The following is a 19125-nucleotide window of genomic DNA, read 5'->3' as shown; positions in this document are numbered from 1 at the left end:
TCAGTTGCGATAGTCGGGGTTGATGCGGTCGAGTCGGCGCAGCAGGCCGGGCCAGGCCAGGTTGGAGCCCTTGCCCTTGGTGGCCTGGCGCGCCTGCTGGCCCATGTTGGCGCTGGCGGCCTCCGGCACCCGCGTCAGCGCGGTGCCGCCGCTTTGCGCCAGGATCTGGATGCGGCACGCCGACTCCAGCGTGTACATGGTCAGGAACGCATCCGCCACCGTGCGCCCGCAGGTGAGCAGGCCGTGGTTGCGCAGGATCATCTGCTTGCAGCGGCCCAGGTCGGCCACCAGCCGCGCCTTCTCGTCCTCGCGCAGCGCCACGCCCTCGTAGTCGTGATAGGCCAGCCCGGTCAGCGCGAACATCGCCTGCTGCGAGATCGGCAGCAGCCCGTCCTGCTGCGCGGACACGGCGACGCCGTGCGCGGTATGCGTGTGCATCACGCAGCCGACTTCGGGGCGCGCCTCGTGCACGGCGCTGTGGATGATAAAGCCGGCCGGGTTGACGTCATACGGCGTGTCCAGCACGGGCTCGCCGTGGTGGTCCACCTTGACCAGGCTCGAGGCCGTGATCTCGTCGAACATCATGCCGTACGGATTGATCAGGAACTGGTCCGGCGCATCCGGCACGCGCGCCGAGATATGCGTGAAGATCAGGTCGTCCCAGCCGAAGTGGGCCACCAGCCGGTACGCGGCCGCCAGGTCGACGCGCATCTGCCATTCGGCGTCGGAGACGCGCTCTTTTACGGATTCGTTTGCGGCTTCGACGAGCTGGACTTGCGCCATGTGCGGCCTCCCGGGGGCATGTGAGTGAGTCATTGGACCGCTGCATTGTCCGGGCGCCCCGCGCCAAAGTCTGTTAAGTGTTAGACAATCTCGGCTCCGGCAAGGAGGGCGATGTGGGGCGTCAGGTGAAGGCCAAGGTGAAGCATGCGTTGAAAACGGACGAACCGGTGCGCGCGCTGCCGCGCAGCGTGCTGGCCAGCGGCTGGCTGCGCAACGCGCCGCCGCGCGTGCTGGATGCCGTGGCGCTTGCCGCACGCCGCCAGCGCTTTGGCGACGGTGCGATGATCTTCGCGCGCGGCGATCCGCCCACGTATTTCTGCATGGTGGTGTCCGGGCGGGTGCGCATGAGCCGGGTCAGCAGCGGCGGGCGCGAGTCGGTGTACTCGGTGATCGGGCGCGGGCGCTGGTTCGGCGAGATCTCGCTGCTCGACGGCAAGCCGCGCACGCATGACGCCTTTGCCGTCGGCAACACCGAGCTGCTGGTTCTCGGCCAGCGCGATTTCCACCGCATCCTGGCGACGCATCCGGAAGGCATGCAGCTGATCGTGCAGCAGATCTGCGCACGCCTGCGGGTAGCCTTCGACCATGCGCAAAGCGCGGCGCAGGCCCCGGTCGACGCGCGCATGGCGGCGCGCCTGCTGGAACTGGCCGACCGCACCGACCACGTGGTGCGCATCAGCGCGGAAGAACTGGGCGACATGGTCAGCCGCTCGCGCCAGACCGTCGCCAAGACGCTGCAGGCGTGGCAGGACGCCGGGCTGATCCGCCGCGCCTACCGCCAGATCGAACTGCTGGACCCGGCCGCGCTGAAGCGCCTTGCCAGAAGATGACGCCACGCACTGCCACCCGCGTGCGCAAATAACCTGCCTTGGCCGCGATGGCAAGACTGGTTAACGACCGTTGCAAAAACAAACAGAATGTCAGGTGCCCCGGCGCTACAGTGGCCATTCCCTTGCCTGTAGGCGTTTCTAGGAGGTACACGAATGAAGCAACATCTGGCGAAATCCCTGGTCATGGCTGGCGCGATGATCGCGTCCTATCCGCTGTTCGCGCAGCAGGCCCAGCCGCTGCAGCCGAGCCAGCCGATGCCGATGGCGCAGCCGATGCAGCCGATGCCGTCCACCCCGCCGGCGCAATCCGCGCAGGCGATGCCTGCGGCCCCGTCAGCCCAGATGGCTCCAGTGGGCCAGGCGGCCCCGGCCGCCGCGGGCAGCTATGCGCAAGCCCCCGTGCCGCCAGCCCAGCCCGGCATGGCGCCGGTGCCCGCCGATCCGTCGCTGACCGGCGGCACGGTGTCGGCAGTGGACCCTGCCAGCATGAGCCTGGCTCCCGATGCGCTGGGCACGCGCCTGGGCCAGCGCAGCATGTTCCTCGACGGCGCCTGAGCGCCGGCCGGCGTGGGCCCGCAGCGCGCGGGCCACGCGCCACGCATCCCCTCATCGCGACACACGTAACCCGCGGGCGCGCCCCGTTTCACTCTTCCCCCGCAGCCGCGCCCTGCTGCTGCAGCCATTCCAGGAAGGCGCGCAGGTGCAGCGGCTTGTCGGCATCACGCGGCACCAGCGCATGGTAGGTGTTGCCCGGCGCGCGGATCGCGCCGAACGGCGTGGCGATGCGCCCGCCGGCGCGGTCCGCCTCCAACGTGGGAAAAGTGCCGATGGCAAAGCCCAGGCTGTCCGCCACCGCCTGCAGCGTGACAAAGAAATGGTCGAAGCGCAGCGTGCGCACCGGCAGCAGCGACGCATGTCCGGCCTGCTGCAGCCATGACTCCCAGCTGCCCGGCCGCGTTTCCGTATAGAGAAACACGGCCTCCACGAGGTCTTCCACCCCTTGCAGCGGCACTTGCCGCAGCAACGCCGGGCTGGCGATCACGGTCTGGTATTCGGCAAAGACCGGCATCGACTCATATTGCTCGCCGCGCTCCAGCGTGCGCCGTATCGCCACGTCGAAGGTGCCGTTGAAGCCCGCCTCGTTGCTGAACGCGGTCGAGACCCGCACGTCGACCTCCGGCTGCAGGCGCCGGAAATCATCCAGCCGTGGAATCAGCCAGCGCATGGCAAAGGTGGCCGGTGCGTTCACGCGTACCACCTTGCGCGTGGCGATGCGGCCATAGCGCTCGGACGCGGCGCCGATCTGGTCGAACGCCGTGCTGATCTCGCGCGCGAACGCCTGCGCGTGCACGGTCGGCACCATGCGCTGGCCATGGCGGATAAACAGCGGCTGCCCCAGCCATTGCTCCAGGATCTCGATCTGCCGGCTGACCGCGCCGTGGGTCAGGTGCAGCTCGCGCGCCGCGGCCGAATAGCTGCCGGCGCGGGCGGCCACCTCGAAGATGCGCAGGGCGTTGAGCGGGGGCAGCTTGTGCGGCATTGTGAGATTTCCTGACAGGATCTGGAAAATAAACTCGATTGTGAGAGTTTATCGCCTAACTTAGCATCGGTCTCAGGCAAATCCTTTCCCCAATTCCGCCCAAAGAGACCCCATGAGCACCCAGATCCAGGCCAACGGCCACACCTACCAGTTTCCCGCCCGTCCCACCGTCATCGTCTGCATCGACGGCTGCGAACAGGAATACATCAACCTCGCGGTGCAGGCCGGCGCCGCGCCGTTCTTCGCCAGCCTGGCCCGGCGCGGCACCGTGCTGACGGGCGACTGCGTGGTGCCGTCGTTCACCAACCCCAACAACCTGTCGATCGTGACCGGCGTGCCGCCTTCGGTGCATGGCATCTGCGGCAACTTCTTCTACGACACCGAAGCCGGCGCCGAGGTGCTGATGAACGATGCCCGCTACCTGCGCGCGCCCACCGTGCTGGCCGCCGCGGCACAAGCGGGGGCAAAGGTCGCGGTGGTCACCGCCAAGGACAAGCTGCGCGCACTGCTGGGCCACGGCCTGCAGGGCATCTGCTTTTCCGCGGAGAAAGCCGACCAGGCCACCATCGAAGAAAACGGCATCGACGACGTGCTGCGCAAGGTCGGCATGCCACTGCCCTCGGTCTACAGCGCGGACCTGTCCGAGTTCGTGTTTGCCGCCGGCGTGGCGCTGCTCGAAACCGAGCGGCCGGACCTGATGTATCTGTCCACCACCGACTACATCCAGCACAAGCACGCCCCCGGCACGGCCGGCGCCAATGCCTTCTACGCGATGATGAACCGCTACTTGCAGCGCCTCGACGCGCTGGGCGCGGTCATCGGCATCACCGCCGACCACGGCATGAACGCCAAGACCGACGCGCTGGGCACGCCGAACATCCTGTTCCTGCAGCAGGTGCTGGACCAGCGCTTCGGCACCGATGCCACCCGCGTGCTGCTGCCGATCACCGATCCCTATGTCGCCCACCACGGCGCACTGGGTTCCTACGCGACCGTGTACCTGCCCGCCGGCACCGACCAGCGAGCCGTGCATGACGCCATCGCCGCACTGCCCGGCATCGAACTGGTGCTGGACAAGCGCGCCGCCAGCGAGCGCTTCGAACTGCCGCCCGACCGCATCGGCGACCTGGTGGTGGTCAGCGAGCGCCTGACCGTGCTGGGCACCACGCCGGCGCGCCACGACCTGAGCGGCCTCGATGCACCGCTGCGCTCGCACGGCGGCCTGTCCGAGCAGAAGGTGCCGCTGCTGTTAAACCGCAAGGTCAGCGTGCCGGCCGGCCAGCGCCTGCGCAACTTCGACATCCTGCGGCTGGCGCTGAACCACGCCGACTGAAGCGGGTGCGTGCCGGCAAGGCCGGCACGCTTCATCAGCAAAGGGTGATCGCCGCCAGGACGGTCACCACCAGGGGGCGGCGCCATGCAAATCCTGCTTTCCCTGATGTCCGGGGTTGCACTGCTGATCTGGGGCGCGCATGTGACGCGCCACGGCATGCTGGAGGTCTTGGGGCCGCGCTTGCGGCTAGTGCTGGCCGCGGGCACGGCCAGCCCGGCGCGCGGCTTCCTGGCCGGGCTGGGCGTGACCGCGCTGATCCAGAGCAGCAGCGCCACGGCCTTGATGACAAGCGCCTTTGTGGCGGGAGGCCTGGTGTCGTTGCCGGCGGCACTGCCGATCGTGCTGGGTGCCGACGTCGGCACCAGCCTGATGGCGCGCTTGCTGTCGGTCGACATCTCCTGGCTCTCGCCGCTGCTGCTGGTCATCGGCATTGCCCTGCGTCTGTCCGGCAAGGACAGCCTGCGCGGACAGGCTGGCGAAGTCATGGTGGGGCTGGGACTGATCACGCTGGCCTTGCAACTGATCCGCCTCTACGCCGCACCGCTGCTGCAGGCTCAGATCGTGCACGCGATCTTCATTTCCCTTGGCAACGACGCCCTGCTGGCACTGGTGATCGGCGCCCTGCTGGCCCTGCTCGCATACTCCAGCCTGGCCGCGGTACTGCTGACCGCAACGCTGGCCATGGGCGGCGTCATCGGCCCGGCAACCGCCTTGCCGCTGGTGCTTGGCGCCAACCTGGGCAGCGGCCTGATTGCCTGCCTCGCCAATTCGGGCGCTGCACCGGCCGCACGGCGGGTATCGCTCGCCAACCTGATGTTCCGGGTGGTGGGGATACTGGGATTCCTGCCGTTGCTGGACGCCATGCCTTGGCTGCTGGCCCGCCTGGGCAGCAGCGCCGCGACCATGGCCATCGACTTTCACATGGCCTTCAACCTGGCCCTGGCGGCAACGCTGATCTGGTTCGTCAAGCCGGTGGCGTCGCTATGCAACCGATGGCTGCCTGATGCGCACGAGCACGCAACGCCCGGCGGCGCACGCTACCTGAGCCAGGGCGACCTGCGGCACCCGTCCGTCGCGCTGGGCAATGCCACGCGCGAAGTCGTGCGCATCGGCGACGTGATCGAGGAAATGCTCGTTGGCATGAAGCTCTCGGTGGCGGGCAACGACCGCGCCATGAACGCCCGCTGCCGCGCGCTGGACGACCGTATCGACGACCTCTATTCGTCCGTCAAGATGTACCTGACCGGCGTCGACACCGACAGCCTCGACGACGACGATACCGCGCGCTGGGACGAAATCATGCTGGTCAATATCAACCTGGAATATGCCGGCGATATCGTCGAGCGCATCCTGGCCGACCTGGACCAGCGCAAGCTGAGCCGCAACTACCGGTTCTCGGACGAGGGCAGCGCGGAACTGCTTGCGTTGTGCGACATGCTGGTGGCCAACCTGCGTACCCGGCTGTCGCTGTTCGTCGCTGGCGACCGTACCGCTCCGGCCTTGCTGCACGAATGTGCCGCCGGATTCCAGGCCCGTGCCGAGCGCTTCACCGCGCGCCACATTGCGCGTGTGGCACAGCGGCGCACGGCAAGCGTGGAGACCAGTGGCTTGCACCTGGATATCCTGCGCGAGCTTTCCCAGATGAACTCGCTACTGTGCGCGGCGCCCGCAGGCATGCCCGGCGCCCAGCGCAGTGCCCTCGCCGAGGACCCTCCGTTCCTGCCTGCCGAACAACCCGGCGCGCTGCACGCACCGGAACGCCTGCTTAATCCGTGACGCCGCGAGCAGCGAGAAGGCTGACAGTGCGCGCGGGCTGCGCGCCGCCTCTTCAGCGTGCCTGGCCAAGCTGCGCCAGGATGGCCGGGTTCTCCAGCGTCGAGGTGTCCTGCGTAATCTCCTCGCCCCTGGCCAGCGACCGCAGCAGGCGGCGCATGATCTTGCCCGAGCGCGTCTTGGGCAGGTTGTCGCCAAAGCGGATGTCCTTGGGCTTGGCGATCGGACCGATCTCCTTGCCGACCCAGTTGCGCAGTTCGGTCGCGATCTTCACGGCCTCGTCGCCGCTCGGGCGCGAACGCTTGAGCACGACGAAGGCGCAGATCGCTTCGCCGGTCATGTCGTCCGGGCGGCCCACCACCGCGGCTTCGGCCACCAGCGGGTTGGCCACCAGCGCCGACTCGATCTCCATCGTGCCCATGCGGTGGCCCGACACGTTCAGCACGTCGTCGATGCGGCCCATGATGGTGAAGTAGCCGGTGTCCTTGTCGCGTATCGAGCCATCGCCGGCAAGGTAGAGCTTGCCGCCGAGCTCTTCGGGGAAATAGAAAAAAAGCCGCCATGGGGCGGCCAGAATCCGGGGACGACAGTGCTGGAGTACGCCGCGGCCCCGACTACCCGGAGACACAGTAGAGGCGCGTGCCACGTACCGGCGGCGCAGGGACGAACTGCCCCGCCGGCGCGCGCTGCTTACCAGGGCAGCGAGTAGGTCTTGGTGTTGCAGAAGCTCTTCATCGCCTCGAGCACGCCCTCCTTGTAGCCCAGGCCAGAGTCCTTGATACCGCCAAATGGCGTCAGCTCGAGCCGATACCCCGGCACCTCCCGCACATTAACACTACCAACCTTAAGCTCCCGCACGAACCGCGTGATGTAGTCCAGCCGGTTGGTGCAGACCGATGACGACAAGCCATAGGCAGTGCCGTTGGAAATGCGGATGGCATCGTCGATGTCCTTGAAACGGATCACCGGCGACACCGGACCAAAGGTTTCGTGCTTCACCACCGTCATCTCCGGATTGACATGATCGAGCACCGTCGGGGAATACAACGCGCCGCGCCGGATATTGCCGTAGCGCAGCGTCGCGCCCGCGGCAATCGCTTCATTGACCACCTTCTCGAACTGGATCGCCGCGGCCTCGTCGATCACCGTGCCCATGTCGACCTTCGGGTCCAGCGGGTCGCCGTAGCAGACGGCCTCGGTCTTCGCCACCAGCAGCTCGACAAAGCGGTCAGCCACCGCCTCATGCACCAGCATGCGCTTGATCGCCGTGCAGCGCTGCCCCGAGTTCTTGTACGAGCCGCTGGCAGCCAACGTGGCGGCCTCCCCCAGGTCGGCGTCTTCCATCACGATGATGGGATCGTTGCCGCCCAGCTCCAGCACCTGGCGCTTGTAGGTGGCCTTGGCGGCGATGTACTTGCCGATCGGCACGCCCCCGGTAAAGGTAACCAGGTCGACGTCGGGGTGCGTCAGCATCTCGTCGGCGATTTCGCGCGGATCGCCGGTGATGACCGACAGCATCTGCGGCGGCAGCCCTGCCTCATACAGGATATCGGCCAGCATGAAAGCCGCCAGCGGTGTCTTCTCGCTCGGCTTGAGCACCATGCGGTTGTTGGTGGCCACCGCCGGCGCGACCTTGTGGATCACCTGGTTGAGCGGGTGGTTGAACGGCGTGATCGCGGTGATCACGCCCTGCAGCGGCTCGCGCAGGGTATAGACCTTGCGGCTCTTGCCGTGGTGGGTCAGGTCGCACGAGAACACCTGGCCGTCGTCGACCAGCGCCTGGTTGGCGGCGAACAGCAGCACGTCCGAGGCGCGGCCGACTTCGTACAGCGAATCCTTGCGGCATAGGCCGGATTCCAGCGTGATGGTGCGCGAGATGTCGTCCAGCCGCGAGGCGATGATCTCGCCCGCGCGCATCAGGATCTTGTAGCGCTCGTAGCGCGTCAGCGTGGGCTGGTAGTCGCGCGCGATGCGGTAGGCGCGCCGCACGTCGTCGAGCGTGGCCTTGGGCACCGTGGCGATGACTTCGCCGGTGTAGGGGTAGGTCACCTCGATCACGTCTTCGCGGTAGATCTTCTCGCCGGCGATGCGCAGGGCCTCGTGGCGGATATCGGAAATGGCATGCAATGCGGTCATGGTTTTACCCTCGCGGGTTTTTGAGCAGTGTGTTGAAAGACAATACGGGCGTCGCAGGCGGGTCGGCGCGGTGCCGGCCCCGCCCGGCTAGCGTTAGCGGCGGATGAACGCCGCGATCACGGCGCTGATCATGCAGCTGGCTGCCACGATCGGGAACACCAGCGAGGTATTGCCGGACTGGTCCAGGATGCGGCCGATCAGCGGCTCGCCCAGTCCGGCGAGCAGGTAGGAGAAGAAGTTGAGGATGCCGGTGGCCGTGCCCGCGCGCTTTGCGCCGACCAGGTCCGGACACAGCGCCCAGAACGACGAAGCCGGGCCATAGACGAAGAAGCCAGCCAGGAACAGCGCAACGATGGCGCCCATGCCTGTCGGCAGCTGGTACATCACCATCGAGGCGATCGCGCCCAGCACCATGTAGAGCATGATGGCCTTGCTGCGGCTCGAGCCGAACAACCGGTCCGAGATCCAGCCGTTGGACAGCGCCCCGAACGCCATCCCCACCGGCAGCGCCACCGAAATCCAGGCCGGGTCGATCAGCGTTTCGGCGGTCTTCCAGTTCTTGCCCAGGAAGTGCACCGGCACCCAGACGATCAGGCCGTAGCGCGCCGCGTTCTGGAAGCCGATCGACAGGCCCGCGATGATCAGGCGCGGATTGCGCAGCACCGCCTTGTAGCGCGACCACGAGCTTTCCTCGGCATCGATTTCAGGCGCTGTGTGGGCCGTTGTGCGTGCCGTTGTGCGCGGGTCGTCATCCTCGCCCTTGGCCACGCCGGTATCGGGCGACTTGTAGCCGAGGTCTTCCGGCCGCTCGCGCACGATCAGGTAGAACGTGATGCCGCCCACCAGCATCAGCAGCACCGGCAGGCGGAAGATCCAGCGCCATTCCAGGTGCAGGATGTTCACCACCACGATCGAGGTCACGAACGACAGCACCGACGCGCAGCCGGCCGCGAACACATAGAAGCCGTAGACCTTGCCGCGCTCGCCGGCGCCCCACCAGTTCGACAGCAGCCGGCTGCCAGGGGCCCAGCCCAATGCCTGGAAGTAGCCGTTGATGCCCCATGGGATCGCCAGGCTCTTGAAGCCCACAGCGAAACTCACCACCCAGTTGGCCGCGCACGACAGGATCGCGCCGGCGGTCATCACCCGGCGTCCGCCGAACTTGTCGCCGAGATTGCCGTTGATGGCCTGGCCGATGGCGTAACACCACAGCAGGCAGGTCGAGGCCCAGCCGAGCGCCGCCTTGGACAGGCCAAACTCTTCCTGGATGCCCGGAATGGCAAAGCCGAAGGTCTGCCGCCCGGTGTAGAAGAAGAAATAGCAGAACATGGCGGCCAGCAGCATGCGCCACTGTGCGCGCCGGAACGATTGCTCGGCGGGGGCGACGAACGCCCCTGCCTGAATGCGATCGGCAGTTTCCATGGTTGTCTCCTTTGGTATTGTCGGCCCGTTTACCGGGCTCATGTGGGCGGGTAAACGCTGCCCGTCGCGAAGCGCTACGCCGGTACGGCGCCGATGAAGTTCCTGCCGCGGGCGCCGTCCAGCGCACGCGCGATCATGGCGCCGGCCTCGGCGTCGCTGACGCCGTAGTCGGCAAACTCGGTCTTCACGCCCAGCCCTTGCAGCAAGGCGCGCAGGCGCTGCTGCCCGCCGTCCAGCGACGGGCCGAACAGCCGCTGCAGCGTGCGGTCGCGATCGGGGCGGCGTGCCCACGCCTTTTCCAGCACCAGCGGCAGCGTGAACGAGCAGGCGATGCCGTGCGGCAGGCCGTGGCGTAGCGTCATTTCGTAGGAGATCGAATGCGCCAGCGCGGTCTTGGTGTTGGAGAACGCCAGGCCGGCCTTGAGTGCGGCCAGCGCCATGCGCTCGCGCAGGGCCAGGTCATCCAGGTGGTCGGCCAACTGCGGCAGCGTGTCGAAGATGTCCTCGACCGCCGATACCGCGAAGGTGTCGGAGACCGGGTTGGCGTTGACGTTCCAGATCGATTCGAGCGCGTGCGACAGCGCATCGAGGCCGGTGGCAATGGTGGTGCCGCGCGGCACCGACAGCATCAGTTGCGCATCGACGATGGCCGCTTCGGGCCAGGTCTGCGGCAGGTGCAGCGAGTATTTCTTCTGGTTCGCCGCATCCCAGATGGTGGCCCACGGCGTGACTTCGCTGCCGGTGCCGGCGGTGGTCGGCACGGCGATCAGCGGCTTGGCCTGCGCCGGCGTGAACGACTTGCCGCTCGCCAGCAGGCTGATCAGCGAGTCGAAGCGGCCCGAGCGGGTGCCGGCCATCAGCGCCTTGGCCGTATCGATGGCGCTGCCGCCGCCGACCGCGACGATGGCGTCGCAGCGGTCGGCGTGTTCCCAGAAGCGGTTGTACAGGCCGGACAGCTGCGCGACATCGGGGTTGGGCTGCACGTCTTCGATCAGCCCGGCCAGGTCCGCGCCCAGCAATGCTTCCAGCCGCGCCACCAGTCCCAGCGCGCGCGCTTCCGGGAAGGTCACCACCACGGCGCGCCGGCCGTGCAGCAACGCCGGCAACCGGTCGAGCGCGCCGACACCGCAATGGATCGACACGGGGTTGTGGTAGACAGGGGTCATGGGGTCTCCTCGGTTCTGGCTCTGGGTTGCGTTGGCCGCGGTCGGCACCGCGTGCCTGGTTGCCAGAAGTGTGGGAGACGCCAAAGCCCCGGTCCAATCGCATCTTTGACGCCGGGGTGCGCCAAAACCGATGGATCGCCGCGGCGCCGCGCCGGCCTCGGGGAAACCCTGTACGCATCGGCGCGCGGCTGTGGGAGACTCGCCGGACACGCCGCCGCAGCGGCGGCCAGCCCCCCATCCATCCCATGTTCCACCAGTACTACAAGTCGATCCGCTGCTTCCACGCGGTGGCGCGCACCGGCGGCTTCACCGCCGCGGCGCACTACCTGCATATCGGGCAACCCACCGTGACCGACCAGGTCAAGGCGCTGGAGACGCGCTTCGGCGTGGAACTGTTCCTGCGCAGCGGGCGCAGCGTGCGCCTGACCGATACCGGCGAGCGGCTCTATGCGATCACGCAGGGGCTGTTCGGGCAGGAAGAGGAGGCCATGCAGTTCCTGCACAGCGCGCACAAGCTCAAGACCGGGCTGGTGCGGGTCGGTGCGGTATCACCGCCGATCGCGCTGGGGCTGGCGCGCAGTTTCCGCAGCGCGCATGCGGCGCTGGAACTGACCGTCACCATCGGCTCGGAGGCCTCGGTGCTGCGCGGCCTGCAGGACTTCGACATCGACGCCGGCATCCTTGCCGAGCCCGACCCGATGGCAGGATTGCATGTCGTGCCCTATCGCCGGGAACGCATCGTCGCGGTAATGCCGGCGGGCCATGCGCTGGCCGGGCGCACGGCGGTCACGCTGCGGGACCTCGCCGGCGAACCCGTGATCCAGCGCGAGCCGGGCTCGAAGACCCGCGACCGTGTCGAGCGCGCGTGCGCGCAGCATGGCGTGGCACTGCACTGCGCGATGGAGATCAACAGCCGCGAGGCCATCCTGCATGCGGTGGCGAGCGGCATGGGGCTGAGCTTCGTCACCGAGATCGAATGCATCCCGTTGCCCGGGCTGCAGGTGGTGCCGGTGGACGAGCCGCTGCTGTCGATCGACTATTCCCTGTGCTGCCTCGCGGTGCGCAAGGAGCGCCCATTGATCTCGGCGCTGTTCGCGGTAGCGCTGGGCGGCGGCTGAGACTGGGACCCGCCGCGCTCGCGCTCGCGTTCGCGTTCGCGTTCGATTTCGAGTTCACGCTCGCGCTCGGCCGCGGCCTCGTGCCGGCGCGAGCCGTAGCGGCGCGCGTACTGCCAGGTGAACTCCGCGCCTAGCAGGAAGATCTGCGCGGAGTAATACACCCACAGCAGCAGCACCACCAGCGAGCCGGCCGCGCCGTAGCCGTTGGCGACGCCGCTCTTGCCGATATACAGGCCGATCAGGAACTTGCCCAGCGTGAACAGCAGCGCCGTCACCGCCGCGCCCAGCCACACGTCGGGCCAGCGCACCTTGGCGCGCGGCATGATCTTGTAAATCATGGCGAACACCACCGTGATCAGCACCAGGCTGACCACGGTGTCGAGCACATGGGCGATCAGTTCCTCGGACCCGAACAGCGGCCCCCACAGGCGGTTGAGCGCGGAGATGGCCGCGCTCAGCAGCAGCGACACCACCATCAGGAAGCCGACGCCCAGGATCATGCCGAACGACAGCAGCCGCGCGCGCAGCAGCGAGAACAGGCCGGAACTCTTGCGCCGCTCCGGCACCTCCCAGATCCGGTCCAGCGCCGACTGCAGCTCGGCGAACACCGTGGTCGCACCGACCAGCAGCACCACCACGCCAACCACCGCGGTCAGCGCGCTGGCCGCTGGCTTGCTGACCGCCAGCAGCATCGCTTCGATGGTCTTGGCGCCCTCCGGGCCGAGCAGCCCCTGCAGCTGCGCCACCACTTCGCCGCGCGCGGCCTCGTGGCCGAACACCACCCCCGCCACCGAGATCACGATCAGCAGCAGCGGCGCGATCGAGAACACCGTGTAGTAGGCCAGCGCCGCGCCCATGCTGGGGGCGTAGTCTTCCACCCAGGCGTTGACGGTATCCCGCAGCAGCCCGTAGAGCGCGCGGGGCGAGGACAGCAGAACCGACGAAATGGAAGACATCGCCCGATCCCCAGTCACGATACTGCCCTGCCCCCGCAATTCCCGTTCCTGCCCGCGGCCATGTGCTGTGCCGATGGCAGGCACGGCGCCACGGCGCCGCCAGGGCGCTACCGGCGCGGCATCGGGCGGCCGTGGGTGCGTCAGGCCGGCGTTAGCCTGGCGGCCCCGCGATGCCGGATCGCATGCATTCTTTACAACCTCCGCTTCACGGCGCCTGCATCGACACCCCGTAGCCGCCGAAGATGCGCGCCAGCTCGCCGTTGCCGCGCAGCGTGTCCAGCGCCGACTGCAGCGCCTCGGCCAGCTCGCGCTCGCCGGCCTTGACCGCCATGCCGACGGCCCAGCCGCGCGGCGGCAGCAGCGGCGCGCTGATGTCGCTGGCGGCATAGCGGCTGGCGGCGTGGCCGCCGGCCTTGAGCGCGCTTTCATACTGGGCGCGCGTCACCAGCGCCGCGGCGATCTCGCCGGAGAACAGCGCGTGCAGCGCCAGGGCGGGCTCGGGGTAGATCCTGACCCGGTCGCGCAGCGCGCCGCCGCCGGCGGACAACAGCGCGTTGGCCCCGGCCGAGCCCGCGGCCGCGCCGGTGGGCTGGCCGGCCAGGTCTTCCAGGCCGCGCACGTCCGGCACGCGTTCGCGGTCCCGCACCAGCACGAAGCTCTCGCGGTAGTAGGGGGCGACGATCAGCGCCTTGTCGTTGGCGCGCATGAAGGCGCGGTCGACCGGCACGTGCAGCATCACGTCGGCCGGTCCGTAGCCCAGGTAATGGCCGCGCCAGACCATCGCGCGCAGGTCGTCGGCCATGTTCTCGTCGGCATCGAACGGCAGCAGCGCCACCGACAGGCCGAGCGCCTTGCCCAGCGCCTGCGCCAGCGCCACGTCGATGCCGGCATACTGGCTGCCGGCCAGCGACGAGAACGGCGGCAGGCCCTTGTACACCGCCACCTTCAGCGTGCCGGCCTGGCGGATCCGGGCCAGGTCGGCATGCGCCGGCGACACGGCGAGCAAGGCGGCGGCAGCCAGCAGGATGCAGCCGAGCCAGCGCAGCATTCGCGCCGACGGCGCGGTCAGGACGGAAACGGTAAGCCGTGGGCCGCGGACAGGGCTGTCAGGCATGGCATTGCTCCATTTGGACGAAGGGGACCGGCGGCATCGATAGCGTCGGCGCGGCGCTTATTCGTGGCGCGATTCCAGGTAGGTCTTGATGGCCCAGACCGCTTCCTGGCTCAGCACGCCGTCGAACGGCGGCATGTAGACGCGGCCGTCGCGGGTGCGGCCCTTGCGCACGGTGGTGGCGTAGAACTGCGAGATTTCGCTCTGGCAGGCCTGCTTCTTTTTGGCGTCGGCCAGGGCAACGCAGTCGCCGTCCAGCTTGCGCAGGTCGGGGGCAATGCCGCCCGACACGGCCTCGAGCCCGTGGCAGCGCGCGCAGTTCTGGTTGTACGCCGACGAGCCGATGCGCAGCGCCTCTTTGTGCGCATCGCCGCTGCGGTAGGGATTGTCCGGACGCCATTCGTCGCCCAGCTGTGGTAACGCTTTGGTGTCGACGGCCTGGGGCGTGACGTCGCCATGGGCCAGCACCGGGCCGGCGGAAAATGCGGTCAGGGACGCGCAAAGCGAGAGCAAGGCAAGCAGGCGGCGCTGCGTTTTCATGGATGTCTCCTACAGTGATGGGGCGGCTTTTGTTTGCCCCGTTTCCGCAAGAGCCATACCAACGTGGCGGCGCGGCGAAAATACCGGCGAAGCGCCGCGTGGGGCGGGCAAAATCCGCCTGAGCAACGCAGCGGTGTCCCGGAATGCCACACCCTGGCAAGTGTTTTGCTTCACCACGCAACACTGTCGAGCCCGCGCCTGGCGCGGCCGACGGCGACCCGCGCATAGATCGCGGGCGGATTTTCCACAAGGAGACCGAGACATGACCATCCAGCCGGATCCGCATCCGCGCGCGGACGCCCCCGCTGATGCCGGGCAGCACGAGCGTGCCGAGCTGATTGCCCAGGCCCACCAGCGCTCGGAGTCTTATGGCCTGCGCCCCTATGAATCGCCCGATTTCTGCCCGGTGCTGCAGAGCGAGCTGAAGACCCGCATCGAACGCAGCCAGTCGCTGTTCACCTATGCCCTGCCGGTGATGGAGACGCTGCACGACCAGATCGTCGACACCCAGAGCATGATCGTGCTGACCGACGCCGACGGCCTGATCCTGCACGCCATGGGCGACGACGACTTTCTCGCCCGCGCCGACAAGATCTCGCTGCGCCCGGGCTCGGAGTGGTCGGAGGCGCGCCGCGGCACCAATGCCATCGGCACGGCGCTGGCCGAGAACCGCGCCACGCTGGTCCACGGCGCCGATCATTACCTGGAGGCCAACCAGTTCCTGACCTGCTCGTGCATGCCGATCCTGGACCCTTACGGCAAGACCGTGGGCGCGCTGGACGTGACCGGCGACCAGCGCGGCTTCCACAAGCACACCATGGCGCTGGTGCGGATGTCGGCGCAGATGATCGAGAACCAGCTGTTCGGCAACGCCTTCCGCGACATGGTGTGCATCCGCTTCCATTCGCGCGCCGAGTTCCTCGGCACGCTGGTGGAGGGCATCGTCTCGTTCACGCCCGGCGGGCGCTTCCTGTCGGCCAACCGCAGCGGGCAGTTCCAGCTGGGCCTGTCCATCGGCGCGCTGCAGGCGCATACCTTCTCGTCGCTGTTCGGGCTGTCGATGTCGCAGTTGTTCGACGCGGCGCGCGCGGCGCATGCGGGCATCGTCCCGTTGCACCTGCCCAGCGGCGTCAAGGTCAGCGCGCGCGTGGAATGGAAAACCCCGGCCGCGGCGCTGCCCGGCGGCACCGAGGCGCGCCCGGCCGGCACGGGCGGCACCAGCGGCATGCCGCGCAGCCTGGCGGCGGGCCCCGCCCCCTCGCCGGGGCTGGATGAGCTGGACACCGGCGACGCCCAGATCCGCACCGTGATCGGCAAGCTGCGCAAGGTCATCGGCAAGGACATCCCGGTGATGGTGCTGGGCGAGACCGGCACCGGCAAGGAGCTGATGGCGCGCGCCATCCATGCCGACAGCGGGCGCCGCGCCGGGCCCTTCATCGCGGTCAACTGCGCCTCGATCCCGGAAAACCTGATCGAGTCTGAGCTGTTTGGCTACGAGGAAGGCGCCTTCACCGGCGCGCGCAAGAAGGGCGGCATCGGCAAGATGCTGCTGGCCAACGGCGGCACGCTGTTTCTCGACGAGATCGGCGACATGCCGCTGCACCTGCAGGGCCGCCTGCTGCGCGCGCTGCAGGAGCGCGCGGTATCGCCGCTGGGCAGCAGCAAGGTGATCCACATCGACGTCTCGGTGGTGTGCGCCACCAACCGCAACCTGCGCGACCTGGTCGCCAGCGGCCAGTTCCGCGAAGACCTGTACTACCGCCTCAACGGACTGGTGGTGCGGCTGCCGGCGCTGCGCGAGCGCAGCGACCTCGACGTGGTCGCCGGCAAGCTGCTGCGCCAGGATCACGGCAGCGGCGACGCGGAAGTGCCCCGCATCAGCGACGCGGTGATGGCGCTGTTCCGCCGCTACCACTGGCCGGGCAATATCCGCCAGCTCGGCAACCTGCTGCGCACCGCGCGGCTGATGGCCGAAGGCGAAGCGGAGATCACCGAGGAGCACCTGCCCGACGATTTCCTCGACGACCTGCGCGAGGCGCCCGCGGCCGCGCCGGCGGTGGCGATGGCGCAGGGCATGCAGCCGACGCGGCTGGCCGAGGTCGAGGCCATGGCGATCGTGGCCACGGTCAAGGCCCACAACGGCAATATCTCGGCGGCAGCCAAGGCGCTGGGGATCTCGCGCAACACCGTCTACCGCAAGATGGAGGAGGCGCGCGGGCTGCCGCAGCAGGCTGGCTGAGCCTGGACGCGCATGCTGCCGGCTTCAGGCCGGCGGCGCGCCCTGCAACCACGCGTCTTCCAGCTGGCGCCAGGCGCGCTGCAGGTTCAGCGGATGGCGCGTCGGGAAATGGCGCCAGTGGCGGAACGGCGCCGCCGCCACGGCATCGGCCGCCTGGGTCGCATCGCGGCCCGCGGCCAGCGCGGCGCCGATGCCGTCGGCGAGCGCATCGAGATACGCCAGCGTCGGCACCAGCGTCTGTGCGGGCGTGCCGGTCGCGGTGGCGACGACGGTGTCCGCCGGCAACGCGATCAGCTGCCGCAGTGCCAGGCGCCAGCCCTGCAGCGACGCCTCCTGCATCTCCGGCACACGATCCCGGTACGCCAGCCCTCCCGCGCACAGCAGCCGCAACTGCGGCGCGTACAGCACCGTGTCCGACGCGCTGTGGGCCGGCGCATGCACCTGGACCTGCCACGCCGTATCGCCGGTTTGCAGCCAGGCGCCGGCCTGCAGCGCCGGCTCCGGCAGCACGATCTCGGTGCCGCGCATGGCCGCGGGCCCGAGCTGCGCGGTCAGGCGCGCCAGGCAATCCTCGCATCGTTGCCGCATCAACGCGGCGGTGGCGGCTGACGCCAGGAACCGCGGTCGCGGCCGCAGCCCGGCAAAGGCGGCGTTGGCCAGCACGTGCTCCGGATGGGCGTGGGTGTTGACCACCCAGCGCACCGGCTGCGCCGTCAGCGCCTGGATCGCGCCGAGCAGCGCCCTGCCCCACGCCGCCTGCGGCCCGGGATCGACCACCAGCACCCCCGCGCGCGTGACATGGACCAGGCTAGGCACCACCGCGCCGGCGTTGGCACGCATGGCTTCGGCATTGACGGCACGGGCGACGTAGACGCCGGGCCGCAGCGGGTCCAGCACGACCCGCGTGCCGGCCGCCGCGGCGGGCCGCCAGGGGTCGAGCGCCAGTGCCAGCGTAGTGCCGAGAAAGGCGCGACGCGTAGCCATCAGCGCTGCCAGGCGCTGGCGCGGATCGCGTCCGCGAGCGCATCGCGCATGGCGCCGTCCGCCAGGTGCCCGGCGTCGACCCATGCCAGCCGCGCGTCCGGCATGGCTTGCCGCAGCCGGATGGCATTGGCGGGCCGGCAGACCGCGTCGGCGCGGCCATGCAGCAGCGTCACCGGCAGGCCGTGCGCGGCGATGTCGCGCGCCGCGCGCAGCAACGCGGGCTTGCCCAGCCCGGCGCGGTGGCGCAGGTAGTGCGCCTGGATGCGGTATTTGCGTACCGTGGCCAGCCGCTCTCGCACGGACTGCCGGCGTCCCTGTGCAGCACCGCGCAGGCCGAGCCGCTCAAGCTCGAGCCGGCGCCACGCCGTCGCGGTGTCCCGTTTTTGAACAGTCGTCCCACTTTGCAACAGTCGAGACACCGTCAGCAGCCGGGCGCGCGCCTCGGGCAGCCGCTCGCCCGCCGGCGCGACGCGGCGCAGCAGGCCGCTGCCGGGGCGCGGCGCAAACAGGCCCAGCACGTCGTCGCGCCCGGTCAGGAAGGCGCCGCGCAACACCAGCGCCGCGACCGCATGCGGATAGCGCGCGGCATAGGCCAGCGCCAGCGCCGCGCCCCACGATCCCCCGACCACGCCCCAGCGGGCGATGCCCAGGGTCGCGCGCAGCTGTTCCAGGTCGGCCAGCAGCGCGCCGACGTTATTGCGGCGCAGGCCGCCGGCCGGGGTCGAGCTGCCGGCGCCGCGCTGGTCGGGCATCACCACGCGGTGCCGCTGCGGGTCGAACCATGCGGCCATCGACGCGGCGCAGCCGCTGCCCGGCCCGCCGTGCAGGACCAGCCAGGGCTCGCCGTGCGCCGGGCCGACCAGCCGCACGTGCAGGCGCTGCGCGTCGGGCGTGCGCAGGTGGAAGACGGTGTGATTCAAGGTTGCGTCGGGCATGGTTGTTGCCTTTCCGGGCATTGCGGCACGGACATTGCGGCAGACACGCTGCCATGCCGCGACGCGAATCACTAACCATGCCAAAGGAGACAGACATGACCTGGACCACGCCCGCCTACACCGAGCTGCGGCTCGGCTTTGAAATCACCATGTATATCGCCAACCGCTGACCGGCGGCGGCGTGCCGCTGGCAGGCGCGGCCGGTGGTTGCCGGCATGGCGCCTGCGCGGGGCCGCCGTCATCCCCCCACGAGCGTCAC

At 69.0% G+C, this 19125-nt stretch carries 17 protein-coding genes and 1 pseudogene; 7 read left to right on the top strand and 11 right to left on the bottom strand.

Features of this window, described 5'->3' with window-relative positions; translation table 11 throughout:
* On the bottom strand, window positions 1-783 hold the full coding sequence (locus tag C7416_RS23500) for a class II aldolase/adducin family protein (protein ID WP_111521160.1): 783 nt from the start codon (window positions 781-783) through the stop codon (window positions 1-3).
* Between the two features lie 149 nt (window positions 784-932).
* On the opposite strand from C7416_RS23500, the gene C7416_RS23495 reads away from it, so the two are divergent.
* Entirely contained in the window at window positions 933-1613 is a 681-nt protein-coding gene (locus C7416_RS23495) for a Crp/Fnr family transcriptional regulator (RefSeq protein WP_240988259.1), read from the top strand.
* Window positions 1614-1766: 153 nt separating this feature from the next.
* Complete coding sequence (locus C7416_RS23490) at window positions 1767-2168, top strand: hypothetical protein (RefSeq protein WP_111521158.1); 402 nt, start codon at window positions 1767-1769, stop codon at window positions 2166-2168.
* A gap of 88 nt (window positions 2169-2256) precedes the next feature.
* Here the strand turns inward: C7416_RS23490 and C7416_RS23485 are convergent, their stop codons facing one another.
* Window positions 2257-3153, bottom strand: a complete 897-nt coding sequence (locus C7416_RS23485) for a LysR substrate-binding domain-containing protein (protein ID WP_111521157.1) — start codon at window positions 3151-3153, stop codon at window positions 2257-2259.
* A gap of 112 nt (window positions 3154-3265) precedes the next feature.
* Here C7416_RS23485 and phnA point away from each other — a divergent pair, with 112 nt between their 5' ends.
* Together phnA and C7416_RS23475 are read left to right on the top strand one after the other, a co-directional pair.
* Window positions 3266-4486 carry a phosphonoacetate hydrolase gene (gene phnA, locus C7416_RS23480; RefSeq protein WP_111521156.1) on the top strand — a complete coding sequence of 407 codons (1221 nt, stop codon included), beginning with the start codon at window positions 3266-3268 and terminating at the stop codon, window positions 4484-4486.
* An 84-nt stretch (window positions 4487-4570) separates the two neighbouring features.
* On the top strand, window positions 4571-6262 hold the full coding sequence (locus tag C7416_RS23475; RefSeq protein WP_111521155.1) for a Na/Pi cotransporter family protein: 1692 nt from the start codon (window positions 4571-4573) through the stop codon (window positions 6260-6262).
* Between the two features lie 52 nt (window positions 6263-6314).
* On the opposite strand, the pseudogene C7416_RS23470 reads toward C7416_RS23475, so the two are convergent.
* The 4 genes and pseudogenes from C7416_RS23470 to psrA all read right to left on the bottom strand — a co-directional run.
* Window positions 6315-6806: pseudogene (locus C7416_RS23470) on the bottom strand (AMP-binding enzyme); the annotation flags it as partial.
* Window positions 6807-6949: 143 nt separating this feature from the next.
* A complete protein-coding gene (phnY, locus tag C7416_RS23465) occupies window positions 6950-8395 on the bottom strand; it encodes a phosphonoacetaldehyde dehydrogenase (protein WP_111521154.1) in 1446 nt (481 codons plus the stop codon).
* A gap of 93 nt (window positions 8396-8488) precedes the next feature.
* Window positions 8489-9817 (bottom strand): MFS transporter, encoded by a 1329-nt coding sequence (locus C7416_RS23460; protein ID WP_111521153.1) that lies wholly within the window; start codon window positions 9815-9817, stop codon window positions 8489-8491.
* A gap of 74 nt (window positions 9818-9891) precedes the next feature.
* A complete protein-coding gene (gene psrA, locus C7416_RS23455; protein WP_111521152.1) occupies window positions 9892-10983 on the bottom strand; it encodes an iron-containing alcohol dehydrogenase PsrA in 1092 nt (363 codons plus the stop codon).
* Between the two features lie 245 nt (window positions 10984-11228).
* On the opposite strand from psrA, the gene C7416_RS23450 reads away from it, so the two are divergent.
* Window positions 11229-12101 (top strand): LysR substrate-binding domain-containing protein, encoded by an 873-nt coding sequence (locus C7416_RS23450; protein ID WP_111521151.1) that lies wholly within the window; start codon window positions 11229-11231, stop codon window positions 12099-12101.
* Here the strand turns inward: C7416_RS23450 and C7416_RS23445 are convergent.
* The 3 genes from C7416_RS23445 to pedF form a co-directional block, all read right to left on the bottom strand.
* Window positions 12020-13057: a YihY/virulence factor BrkB family protein gene (locus C7416_RS23445; protein ID WP_111521150.1), complete on the bottom strand. Its 1038-nt coding sequence runs from the start codon at window positions 13055-13057 to the stop codon at window positions 12020-12022. The genes C7416_RS23450 and C7416_RS23445 overlap by 82 nt on opposite strands.
* Window positions 13058-13262: 205 nt before the next feature.
* Window positions 13263-14171, bottom strand: a complete 909-nt coding sequence (locus C7416_RS23440) for a substrate-binding periplasmic protein (protein WP_111521149.1) — start codon at window positions 14169-14171, stop codon at window positions 13263-13265.
* A gap of 57 nt (window positions 14172-14228) precedes the next feature.
* On the bottom strand, window positions 14229-14708 hold the full coding sequence (gene pedF / locus C7416_RS23435) for a cytochrome c-550 PedF (protein ID WP_025581905.1): 480 nt from the start codon (window positions 14706-14708) through the stop codon (window positions 14229-14231).
* A 262-nt stretch (window positions 14709-14970) separates the two neighbouring features.
* On the opposite strand from pedF, the gene C7416_RS23430 reads away from it, so the two are divergent.
* Window positions 14971-16947, top strand: coding sequence for a sigma-54-dependent Fis family transcriptional regulator (locus C7416_RS23430; protein ID WP_111521148.1), 1977 nt, complete (start codon window positions 14971-14973; stop codon window positions 16945-16947).
* A 24-nt stretch (window positions 16948-16971) separates the two neighbouring features.
* Here the strand turns inward: C7416_RS23430 and C7416_RS23425 are convergent, their stop codons facing one another.
* Both C7416_RS23425 and C7416_RS23420 read right to left on the bottom strand, forming a co-directional pair.
* Window positions 16972-17931 (bottom strand): MBL fold metallo-hydrolase, encoded by a 960-nt coding sequence (locus C7416_RS23425; RefSeq protein ID WP_181461307.1) that lies wholly within the window; start codon window positions 17929-17931, stop codon window positions 16972-16974.
* Entirely contained in the window at window positions 17931-18866 is a 936-nt protein-coding gene (locus C7416_RS23420; protein ID WP_111521147.1) for an alpha/beta fold hydrolase, read from the bottom strand. The genes C7416_RS23425 and C7416_RS23420 overlap by 1 nt, the downstream gene beginning before the upstream one ends.
* Before the next feature lie 95 nt (window positions 18867-18961).
* On the opposite strand from C7416_RS23420, the gene pqqA reads away from it, so the two are divergent.
* Window positions 18962-19036 (top strand): pyrroloquinoline quinone precursor peptide PqqA, encoded by a 75-nt coding sequence (pqqA, locus tag C7416_RS23415; protein WP_012355514.1) that lies wholly within the window; start codon window positions 18962-18964, stop codon window positions 19034-19036.
* The last annotated feature ends 89 nt before the right edge of the window (window positions 19037-19125 follow it).

Source organism: Cupriavidus phytorum, from assembly GCF_003254285.1.
In the GTDB taxonomy this organism is placed as follows: domain Bacteria; phylum Pseudomonadota; class Gammaproteobacteria; order Burkholderiales; family Burkholderiaceae; genus Cupriavidus; species Cupriavidus phytorum.
Note: the sequence above shows the minus strand (reverse complement) of the source record. Positions and strands in the feature narration are given on the sequence as shown.

What these genes read in the sequence shown, in the direction of transcription:
- C7416_RS23500 (WP_111521160.1), bottom strand. Translation starts at nt 783, where the DNA reads ATGGCGCAAGTCCAGCTCGTCGAAGCCGCAAACGAATCCGTAAAAGAG.
- C7416_RS23490 (WP_111521158.1), top strand. Translation starts at nt 1,767, where the DNA reads ATGAAGCAACATCTGGCGAAATCCCTGGTCATGGCTGGCGCGATGATC.
- C7416_RS23485 (WP_111521157.1), bottom strand. Translation starts at nt 3,153, where the DNA reads ATGCCGCACAAGCTGCCCCCGCTCAACGCCCTGCGCATCTTCGAGGTG.
- phnA (WP_111521156.1), top strand. Translation starts at nt 3,266, where the DNA reads ATGAGCACCCAGATCCAGGCCAACGGCCACACCTACCAGTTTCCCGCC.
- C7416_RS23475 (WP_111521155.1), top strand. Translation starts at nt 4,571, where the DNA reads ATGCAAATCCTGCTTTCCCTGATGTCCGGGGTTGCACTGCTGATCTGG.
- phnY (WP_111521154.1), bottom strand. Translation starts at nt 8,395, where the DNA reads ATGACCGCATTGCATGCCATTTCCGATATCCGCCACGAGGCCCTGCGC.
- C7416_RS23460 (WP_111521153.1), bottom strand. Translation starts at nt 9,817, where the DNA reads ATGGAAACTGCCGATCGCATTCAGGCAGGGGCGTTCGTCGCCCCCGCC.
- psrA (WP_111521152.1), bottom strand. Translation starts at nt 10,983, where the DNA reads ATGACCCCTGTCTACCACAACCCCGTGTCGATCCATTGCGGTGTCGGC.
- C7416_RS23450 (WP_111521151.1), top strand. Translation starts at nt 11,229, where the DNA reads ATGTTCCACCAGTACTACAAGTCGATCCGCTGCTTCCACGCGGTGGCG.
- C7416_RS23445 (WP_111521150.1), bottom strand. Translation starts at nt 13,057, where the DNA reads ATGTCTTCCATTTCGTCGGTTCTGCTGTCCTCGCCCCGCGCGCTCTAC.
- C7416_RS23440 (WP_111521149.1), bottom strand. Translation starts at nt 14,171, where the DNA reads ATGCCTGACAGCCCTGTCCGCGGCCCACGGCTTACCGTTTCCGTCCTG.
- pedF (WP_025581905.1), bottom strand. Translation starts at nt 14,708, where the DNA reads ATGAAAACGCAGCGCCGCCTGCTTGCCTTGCTCTCGCTTTGCGCGTCC.
- C7416_RS23430 (WP_111521148.1), top strand. Translation starts at nt 14,971, where the DNA reads ATGACCATCCAGCCGGATCCGCATCCGCGCGCGGACGCCCCCGCTGAT.
- C7416_RS23425 (WP_181461307.1), bottom strand. Translation starts at nt 17,931, where the DNA reads ATGGCTACGCGTCGCGCCTTTCTCGGCACTACGCTGGCACTGGCGCTC.
- C7416_RS23420 (WP_111521147.1), bottom strand. Translation starts at nt 18,866, where the DNA reads ATGCCCGACGCAACCTTGAATCACACCGTCTTCCACCTGCGCACGCCC.